Origin of the sequence: Schleiferilactobacillus perolens DSM 12744, from assembly GCF_001435585.1 — a bacterium.
Lineage (GTDB): Bacteria > Bacillota > Bacilli > Lactobacillales > Lactobacillaceae > Schleiferilactobacillus > Schleiferilactobacillus perolens.
This window is the reverse complement of record NZ_AZEC01000032.1, coordinates 1-7,930: the sequence shown is the minus strand read 5'-3', so window position 1 is coordinate 7,930 and position 7,930 is coordinate 1. Positions and strand designations below refer to the sequence as shown.

Annotated in this window: 9 protein-coding genes and 1 CRISPR repeat array; of the genes, 1 reads left to right on the top strand and 8 read right to left on the bottom strand. The window is 49.9% G+C overall.

What is annotated here, in order from left to right; translation table 11 throughout:
* Positions 1-21: 21 nt before the first annotated feature.
* Positions 22-316: a CRISPR direct-repeat array (repeat unit 31 nt; unit sequence CTTTCAATTCACGCACCCCGAGGGATGCGAC).
* Between the two features lie 209 nt (positions 317-525).
* From FD09_RS15265 to FD09_RS15235, 7 genes are all read right to left on the bottom strand, one after another.
* A complete protein-coding gene (locus tag FD09_RS15265) occupies positions 526-1,242 on the bottom strand; it encodes a hypothetical protein (protein WP_057822552.1) in 717 nt (238 codons plus the stop codon).
* Positions 1,243-1,543: 301 nt separating this feature from the next.
* On the bottom strand, positions 1,544-2,218 hold the full coding sequence (locus tag FD09_RS15260) for an ABC-2 transporter permease (protein WP_057822551.1): 675 nt from the start codon (positions 2,216-2,218) through the stop codon (positions 1,544-1,546).
* Between the two features lie 69 nt (positions 2,219-2,287).
* Positions 2,288-2,962 (bottom strand): ABC-2 transporter permease, encoded by a 675-nt coding sequence (locus FD09_RS15255; RefSeq protein WP_057822550.1) that lies wholly within the window; start codon positions 2,960-2,962, stop codon positions 2,288-2,290.
* Positions 2,955-3,827, bottom strand: coding sequence for an ABC transporter ATP-binding protein (locus tag FD09_RS15250; protein WP_057822549.1), 873 nt, complete (start codon positions 3,825-3,827; stop codon positions 2,955-2,957). The genes FD09_RS15255 and FD09_RS15250 overlap by 8 nt, the downstream gene beginning before the upstream one ends.
* On the bottom strand, positions 3,814-4,209 hold the full coding sequence (locus FD09_RS15245) for a GntR family transcriptional regulator (RefSeq protein ID WP_057822548.1): 396 nt from the start codon (positions 4,207-4,209) through the stop codon (positions 3,814-3,816). The genes FD09_RS15250 and FD09_RS15245 overlap by 14 nt, the downstream gene beginning before the upstream one ends.
* 29 nt (positions 4,210-4,238) lie before the next feature.
* The gene (locus tag FD09_RS15240; RefSeq protein ID WP_057822547.1) at positions 4,239-5,516 is read right to left on the bottom strand and encodes an ABC transporter permease; all 1,278 of its coding nucleotides are present in this window, start codon (positions 5,514-5,516) and stop codon (positions 4,239-4,241) included.
* Positions 5,513-6,409 carry an ABC transporter ATP-binding protein gene (locus FD09_RS15235; protein WP_057822546.1) on the bottom strand — a complete coding sequence of 299 codons (897 nt, stop codon included), beginning with the start codon at positions 6,407-6,409 and terminating at the stop codon, positions 5,513-5,515. The genes FD09_RS15240 and FD09_RS15235 overlap by 4 nt, the downstream gene beginning before the upstream one ends.
* Before the next feature lie 177 nt (positions 6,410-6,586).
* Between FD09_RS15235 and FD09_RS15230 the strand changes: the two genes are divergently transcribed.
* Positions 6,587-6,946, top strand: coding sequence for a nucleotide exchange factor GrpE (locus FD09_RS15230; protein WP_057822545.1), 360 nt, complete (start codon positions 6,587-6,589; stop codon positions 6,944-6,946).
* Between the two features lie 44 nt (positions 6,947-6,990).
* On the opposite strand, the gene FD09_RS15225 is transcribed toward FD09_RS15230, so the two are convergent.
* A complete protein-coding gene (locus tag FD09_RS15225; protein WP_057822544.1) occupies positions 6,991-7,842 on the bottom strand; it encodes an NAD(P)H-hydrate dehydratase in 852 nt (283 codons plus the stop codon).
* Positions 7,843-7,930: the final 88 nt, after the last annotated feature.

Here is a 7,930-nt window from a genome sequence, read left to right as displayed (position 1 = left end):
CCAATATGTGGAAGCCAGCCTCTTTCAATTCACGCACCCCGAGGGATGCGACAAGCCGCCGACGCAGCCACGTCAGACGGCCAGAAAGCTTTCAATTCACGCACCCCGAGGGATGCGACTGCCACAGCCGAAGCAACCGGGTATTAAGCTATTGCCCTTTCAATTCACGCACCCCGAGGGATGCGACTATTGGTATCCCGTCGTACTACGGCAGTGATGAACTTTCAATTCACGCACCCCGAGGGATGCGACGGCTTTCCTGGCCCAATATGTGGAAGCCAGCATCTTTCAATTCACGCACCCCGAGGGATGCGACCGCAACAAATGGTGCCACTTGTCGCAGCTGATACCAGATATTGATTCAAAAAGCTTAATTGTCATGTGTTTACATTCACATTATACCAAAAACGGCGTTTTATTGACCATCAAATGCGCGAGCCCCCCGTAGATTTCCTGTTCGACCCCCATTCGCGCAAAAAAAGATCCACCCGTCATTGACGAGTGGATCCAAAATTAAATATTGACTTATTCAGGCAATTGGCCGTTCCAAGAAGCATCGCGAGTCAGCTCAGTAGAATCGTAGCCGCCCAGGCTTAAGTACATATGACCATTCTTAACGGTAGCGAGGACGTTATTCACACCTGAACTGGTCGCTCGGAATAAAATCCGGCCATCCGCCATTGGTTCAGCAACGACTGGTGTCTTAGTCATGTTCTCGTGTTGAGAAATAACCATCACACCACTGGCATTGTAGTAAAGTGTGAAAGTATCTGCACCGACCCACTTGCCATAGAATTGGGCTAACGGAATTGTGGATTGAACGCTGCTGCTAGCCGCCTGTTTTTGACTGCTTTGTGTCGCCACACTCTGACTGCTCTGTGTCGTGCTGGCAGCTGGTTGACTGCTGCTTTGCTCACTTGTGGTAACTGCTTGGCTGCTGCTTTCTGCAGGAGCGGTACTATTGCTTTGTTGTGTCGTGCTGCTGGCAGTTTGATCAGTACCTTGGCTATCATCCGGTGTGGAGCTGGTAACTGCCGGCTGGCTGCTTTCAGATTTAGCCGAGACATCTTTCTTACTGGACTCAGGTGCCTTGTTTTCAACACTAGACTTATCAGATTTTTCAACTTTTGATGTGCGAGTTTCGACTGCAGCACTGTGGGAGTTGGTGCCTTCAGCACAGCCGGCTAACAGAAGAACGGATAATGCGGAAATAATTGCGATACTCAGTGTACGTGTTTTCATATCTCTCACCTCGACTATAAGTTTACACGGCCATTCCAAGATAAACAACCCTTTATTACAAAAATGTTACCTGAATTGTTAAGGTTTAGAAATACTTAAGGAAGCACCAAAAGCTTTGGTCTGGACCGATGAAAGTGCCGCCAATATTCAATATTCAAGTATAAATACCCTTCTTAACCATTTTTGAATGTGACGTGGATTGTTACAAAAGGTCGGAATCCAAAAGAAGGCCCGATTACCGCTTCCCAGTATGCAAAATGGCCGACCAAGGCCCGCGCCTTGGTCGGCCATTTATATGCTGTCACAAATCCCGATGCGCGTACAACCGCCGGGCCAGCCACATAGAAAAGCCAAACAACACGATTCCGACGACTAAGGCGATCCCGCTAATCCGTAAGCCGCGGCCAGAAAGAAATCCCGCCGGGCCGACAACTTGGGAAGAAACACCGCCCAGATATCCCACCAAAAGACCAGTGACGATGAGGGGCAGGAAAACCGCATAAGGCGCTTTTTCATAACTCACACGCATCAGGATCGGATACTGCACGGCCGTCATCATCAATAACATATAAGGACCGACCAATGAGACGGACAACAGTATGTGAAAATCACTACCAAACAATTCCGGCCGCAGTAAATGAATTGCAGTCAGCGTCAGCAGCGTGTTACCCAACATTAACAAACCTACAGTGAGTGCAAACAGATAATGGCCATGCACCACATCCCGACGCCGAATCGGCAGTATCGCGTACAACGCATCCAGGCTTCGCTGAGCGCTGGAAATAAACGGCGTAATCAGGTATGCGCCGGACCCACCAATCATACCGCCGAACCCGACCAGGAAGGCATCTTCCCGCACAGGACTGAATGCCAGTGCGATGGTAATCAGATCGAGCAAAAGATAAATTAATACCACGTTATTCCGCGCACTGACGGCATGCATGTCGAGCATCATCATCTTATAAGCGTTGCGCATGCAGACCCCTCCCAAAATTTTGCTTGCCGTTTTCCAGATACAGTGTCCCCCTGCAGATCAGCCATCTGCTTATAAATCCCGCCGTGCGTACAACCGTCGTGCCAGCAGCAGCGAAGCCAGGAATATCCCCGCACCGCCGACTAAGCCCAAACCAAGCAGCGGATAGCCGCGGGGAGAAAAGAAGCCATGACGCCCGAGCAAATCAGTGGACGATCCACCGATGTATCCGGACACTAACCCAGCAGCAACGATTGGTAAGAAGATTAAATACGGCGCCTTTTCGTAGCTGATCCGCATCAAAATGGGATACTGCACAGATGACATCATCAGCAGCATGAACGGTCCGACAAAGGCAAAGGACAATAAAATCGGCAAATCCGCACCAAACAGTGTCGGCCGCAGCCAATGGATAAGAATCACAATCAACCAAGTGTTCATGAGCATGAACAAACTGAGAACGGCCGCGAACAAATAATGGCCGTTGACAATATCCCGTCGGCGGACAGGCAGCATGGCATAAAATGCATCAAGACCGCGCTGAGCGCTGGCAACAAAGGGCGTGATGAGACACGCGCCGGAGCCGCCAATCAGACCGCCAAAGCCAATTAAGAAAGCACCTTCGGCCAATGGGCTGAATGCTAGCGCCACAGTAATCAGGTTCGTGACGAGATAGATGAGCAACACGTTGTTGCGAATATTGACTGAACGTGTATCGAGCCGCATCATTCTCAACGTGTTATGCATGGCCGCCCCTCCCGAAATAAATCATCAATTCCTCCAGCGTGATACTCTCCTGGAGCAATGTGTTTGGCAAACCTGCTGTTTGGTCCACTGCTAGCAAGCCGCTAAATCCTTCACTATGCGTTCGCAAACCAATCAGTACTTCGCGCAAAGCCGGCGTCAATTCGTTCAAGCCGCCTTTGACCAGCACATACTGATTTAGCAAATCATCCACATGACCAAAGAACTGCTGCCGCCCGCCGCGAATATACAGCAGAAAGTCAGCAATCCGTTCCAGATCGCCAGTCAAATGGGTCGACAACAGTACCGAATGCTCCCCATCTGCAATGAAATCCTGCAAGCGCGTCAACAATTCATCTCGCGCCAGGGGATCTAAGCCGCCGGTCGGTTCGTCCAAAATCAGTAGGCGCGGATGATGGGCCAACGCTGCCGCTAGTTGCAACTTTACTTGGGTACCCCGAGACATGCTCTTATACTTGGTCTTGGATGGAATATCCATTTCACGACATAATTGATCAAAATACGCGTCGTCCCATTGGGGGAAGAAATCCCGCAAGCTTTTGGCCACTTGTTTCACCCGCCAATAGTCAGGATACAAAGTGGTGTCCAATTGTACGCCCAGACTATCGCGCAACGCGATCCGATCGTTCGCAGTACTCGCCCCGAGCATACTGATGTGGCCCGCGTCCGGTCGAATCATATCCAGCAAAGCTTTGATCGTGGTAGTCTTCCCCGCGCCATTCGGTCCGATCATACCCATGATGTAACCGGCGGGTAAATGGAAGTGAATCCCATGTAAAGTGAACTCTTTATATTGTTTTGCTAAACCGTCCACGACGATCAAATTTTCTTCCTCACCGGTCACCATCATCACCACTTTCTGCTGCAATCAGAGTATCCAGCATCGTGTGCAAATCATGCACTGGAATCTTTGCCAACTGGGCGGCCGCCAGTGCGTCGCTCAAATGTGCTTCAATCTCGCGGAGAGCATGTTCCTGAACTAGGGCGCTGTCCTGGCCCAAAACATAACTGCCTTTGCCCTGGACATTATTGACGAAGCCTTGCTCTTCCAAATCATGGTACGCGCGCGTGGTGGTAATCACACTAATTTGCAAATCTTTCGCGAGCTGACGAATGGAGGGCAGCAATGTGCCCTCCACGAGATCGCCAGCAAGAATGGCGGTTTTAATTTGGTCTTCGATCTGTTGATAGATCGGAATACCCGCTTTGTTCGATACGACGATCCGCATACTGCCGCCTCTTCTTTCTACTTAATTGCTTATTTTTCGTGTGCCGGCACCGTTTTGGCGCGTCCCCGTTCGCTGCGGGCAATGGTCCAGGATTGCCGTAATGCATGCCAGATACTGTTGTCAGAATAGGCCAGTACATTGGTTTCGTAAAGTTTCGCCGAGAGCCAAGTGAAAATGGCGAGGAAAGCCAAATTGATACCCAACGCCAACAACGCTTCCGGACTGCTCACTTGCCCCACTGCCAACCGTGACGGCATAATCAGTGGCGACAAGAACGGAATATAGCTGAGAATATTAACCAAGGGAGTGCTGCCGTTGGCGGACATCAATGCCGCCATGTACCCAACTAGAGAAAGCATCACCACCGGCATCGTCGCCTGACTGGCCTGTTCCTGGCTGGCCACAAGCGATCCTAACAGAGCAGAAAGCACTGTATAACTGAGAATACCGATCACGAAGAATCCCAAAGTCATTATGATAAAGGTCGCATCCAACATTGACCAATCCACTTGGCTAAGAATTCCACGGATGGTGGCATTGTTCCGTCCAACAATTAATACGCCGCCAGCAATAATAGCGTAAAGCACAATCTGAACCACCATCAATGCCATAATCCCTAATATCTTACCAAAAAACTGGGCCCGTGCGCTAATCGCCGAGAGAATCATTTCTTCAATCCGGCTGCCCTTCTCGGTCGCAATTTCTTGAGCCGTCATGGAACCATAGCTTAACAAGAAGCCATAGAACATTACGCTGATCGCCATAGCCAAAAGATACTTAGCAGATTCGCCTGCGCCGCCCTTAGTGGTCATTTTTCCACTGTCCGAAATCGATACATTGCGGGTGGTCACACTGGGCGGTGTCAGTAGTTTAGTCAATTGGGCGCTGGTCAAATGTAACTCACCGGCGACAGCAGCGGTATTTAATTGACTTAAGTTCGCCGTTAAGGTGTTTTTACTCACCTCTTGACCGCCTTGCCGACTGAGATACTGACTGGTGTATGGCGTTTGGGCATTGACTGTGAGGACGCCATCAATTTTCTTGTCCGCTAGAGCTTTCTCTGCACTCTTTTGACTGGCATAGGTCCGATACTTCACCGAGTCACTGGATTGTTTCATCAACCCTTGCTGAATTGGTGCCGATGCCACGACGCCCACTTGCGGAGTGGCCGTCGTACTGCTCATGTAGTAACCAATGCCGAACATGATCAATCCCAATACTAACGGTGACAGGACAATAGACCACCAGCCGCCGCTCTTCAGATTTTTACGAAATACTTGGTTGAAGACAATTTTTACTGCGTTCATGCGGATGCACCTGCTTTCAGTTTGAAGATTTCATCCAATGTCGGTGGTTGCTGACTAAATTCTGGTAGATAACCCTTGGCGGTGGCTGCTTCAAATAGCGCATGCCCCACAGTTGGATCGCTCAGTGTCAACGTATACCGTGTCCCTTGGTGGACGACTTTTTCCACACCGGGGAAATCCTGCAGTTCTTGATCACTCAACGGTGGTTGTTCCAGATAAACTTTAGTGCGGCCGAATTGTTGGCGGATCTCACCGACCTTACCGTTCAATACCATTTCCCCATTGCGCAGCATGACTAGGTGGTCAGAAACTTCTTCTACGTTGCTCATGTCATGGCTAGAGAAAATAATCGCCGAACCGTTGTCTTTGAGCAACCGAATGCCGTCTTCCAGTAGACCAGCATTGACGGGGTCCAATCCAGAAAAGGGTTCATCCAGGATCAAAAGTTTAGGCATATGGATCAATGTGGCAATCAACTGAATTTTTTGTTGATTCCCTTTAGACAAATCCTTGACCTTGTCAGTTTTCTTGCCCTTGACCTGAAACCGGTCCATCCATTTATCTAACCGGGCCAAGGCTTCAGCTCGAGAAAGACCGTGGAGTTGGGCAAAGAAGACGATTTGATCGGCCACCCGCATCTTGGGATAAAGCCCCCGTTCCTCTGGGAGATAACCGATGAACGCGCGGTCTTGCACCGCCATGGGGCGGCCATTCCAAAGCACTGCGCCATTGTCGGGATGGAGGAAATTCAAAATCATGCGAAATGTGGTCGTTTTCCCGGCACCGTTTTGACCGATCAAACCCATGATCGTGCCCGGTGCCACGCTGAATGTTTCGTTATGAACAGCGGTCTGGCCGCCAAATGTTTTTGTCAATCCTTGTAATTCCAACATTGCACTCACCTCTACTGTCTATACTGTTTATACTGTACATATTACAATATATACAGTATATGAACTGCGGCCACTTGTCAAGAAAAAAGGCAAAAAAATCTCCCAGTTTTGAGCAACCTGGTATACTAATGAGCAAGCCGGGTAATCCTGGTGACTTGAAAGGAAGGATGACCATTGATGCTCACAACCATTTTGACCAAAGCGGGCGATTTTTATGTTTTTGACCCTGCCACTTTACATGAACAGGAAAACATGTTGATCGGTGACGCCATTAAATTACAAGCCGTTAAAAATATTCGGATATCGCGGCATACCAAAACTGGTGAAACCTATGAGCGGGTGGCTTGGCAATATCCCACTACACTCAGTCTTCAAACCGCGCTGTGTCGCCCAGACGAAAAAGTGTGGGAAGCCCCTGCAACGGACTTTGAACAAGCAGTGTTTACCCAGCTGACCCAAAAGACACCGTTGACAAAGGATCAGCGCGCAGTATTGCGCAGCCAATATCTCCGGATCGTGCTGCCGCAAGCCGCATAACAAAAAACAGGGACGCCTTAGCGTATCCCTGCTACATAGTGCCATTATTTTGGTTCACTTAACTGATGCATATATTCCGACAGATGATCAATCACCATTGTGGGTAAGACGACATACTGATACTGTGCCAGCTGATCGGCGACTGCCGAGTGAGTAAACACTGCCGCCGCCACTGTCTCTTCGGAGAAACCGAACTGGGCAACAAAGGCCGCAATCACCCCGGTCAATGTATCCCCTGTGCCGCCAGTGGCCATACCGGGATTCCCACTCGTGTTTTGCCAGTAAGTTTGTTGGTGCGGCACATATAATTGGGTGCGGGCACTTTTATGGACCAAGACAGCAGATTTTGGCAAGGTGTCTGCGAATGCCTGAATCTGCGAAGGTGTTTGGGCGGTCACAGCCAAATGACTCAGCCGGGCAAATTCAACCACATGGGGTGTGAGAATCAGATGACCTTTTGGCCAGTGGATTTTTTCTTGGCCAGCAAGAAGGGTGAGCGCACTGCCGTCGATAATCAGTGTCTGCTCATCAGTGACCCGCTGTAAAGTAAAACTCAGGGTTGTCGCAGCCTGTTCGTCCACCCCTAACCCCGGGCCAATCACAATCACCGTGGCGCTCTGAATAAGCGGGGCCAAAGTGTCCAATTCGGTAAAATCGGTGGCCATCACTTCTGGATAACGGGTGTGGAGTGCCGTGTTATTCACAGGCCGGGTGGCTAAAGTCACCAGACCGGCACCCGCGTGCACTGCGGCGCCAGCACTCATAATCCCAGCCCCACCATATTGCGCGTTTCCGCCAATAACCAGTACGTGACCGAAACTGCCCTTATATGTATCTTTGGCGCGGGGATGGACAATCCGCCGTGCGACTTGCTCATCGATCCATTGTTGTTCCAAAATAATTCTCCTTTCTGGCAGAAAAGGGTTGGCAAAACCGTCCTTTCCTGATAATATATTTAAGTTGCATGCCGGTGTGGCGGAATTG

Excerpts from the sequence above, each read along its gene's own strand:
- FD09_RS15265 (WP_057822552.1), bottom strand. The coding sequence starts at position 1,242 with ATGAAAACACGTACACTGAGTATCGCAATTATTTCCGCATTATCCGTT.
- FD09_RS15260 (WP_057822551.1), bottom strand. The coding sequence starts at position 2,218 with ATGCGCAACGCTTATAAGATGATGATGCTCGACATGCATGCCGTCAGT.
- FD09_RS15255 (WP_057822550.1), bottom strand. The coding sequence starts at position 2,962 with ATGCATAACACGTTGAGAATGATGCGGCTCGATACACGTTCAGTCAAT.
- FD09_RS15250 (WP_057822549.1), bottom strand. The coding sequence starts at position 3,827 with ATGGTGACCGGTGAGGAAGAAAATTTGATCGTCGTGGACGGTTTAGCA.
- FD09_RS15245 (WP_057822548.1), bottom strand. The coding sequence starts at position 4,209 with ATGCGGATCGTCGTATCGAACAAAGCGGGTATTCCGATCTATCAACAG.
- FD09_RS15240 (WP_057822547.1), bottom strand. The coding sequence starts at position 5,516 with ATGAACGCAGTAAAAATTGTCTTCAACCAAGTATTTCGTAAAAATCTG.
- FD09_RS15235 (WP_057822546.1), bottom strand. The coding sequence starts at position 6,409 with ATGTTGGAATTACAAGGATTGACAAAAACATTTGGCGGCCAGACCGCT.
- FD09_RS15230 (WP_057822545.1), top strand. The coding sequence starts at position 6,587 with ATGCTCACAACCATTTTGACCAAAGCGGGCGATTTTTATGTTTTTGAC.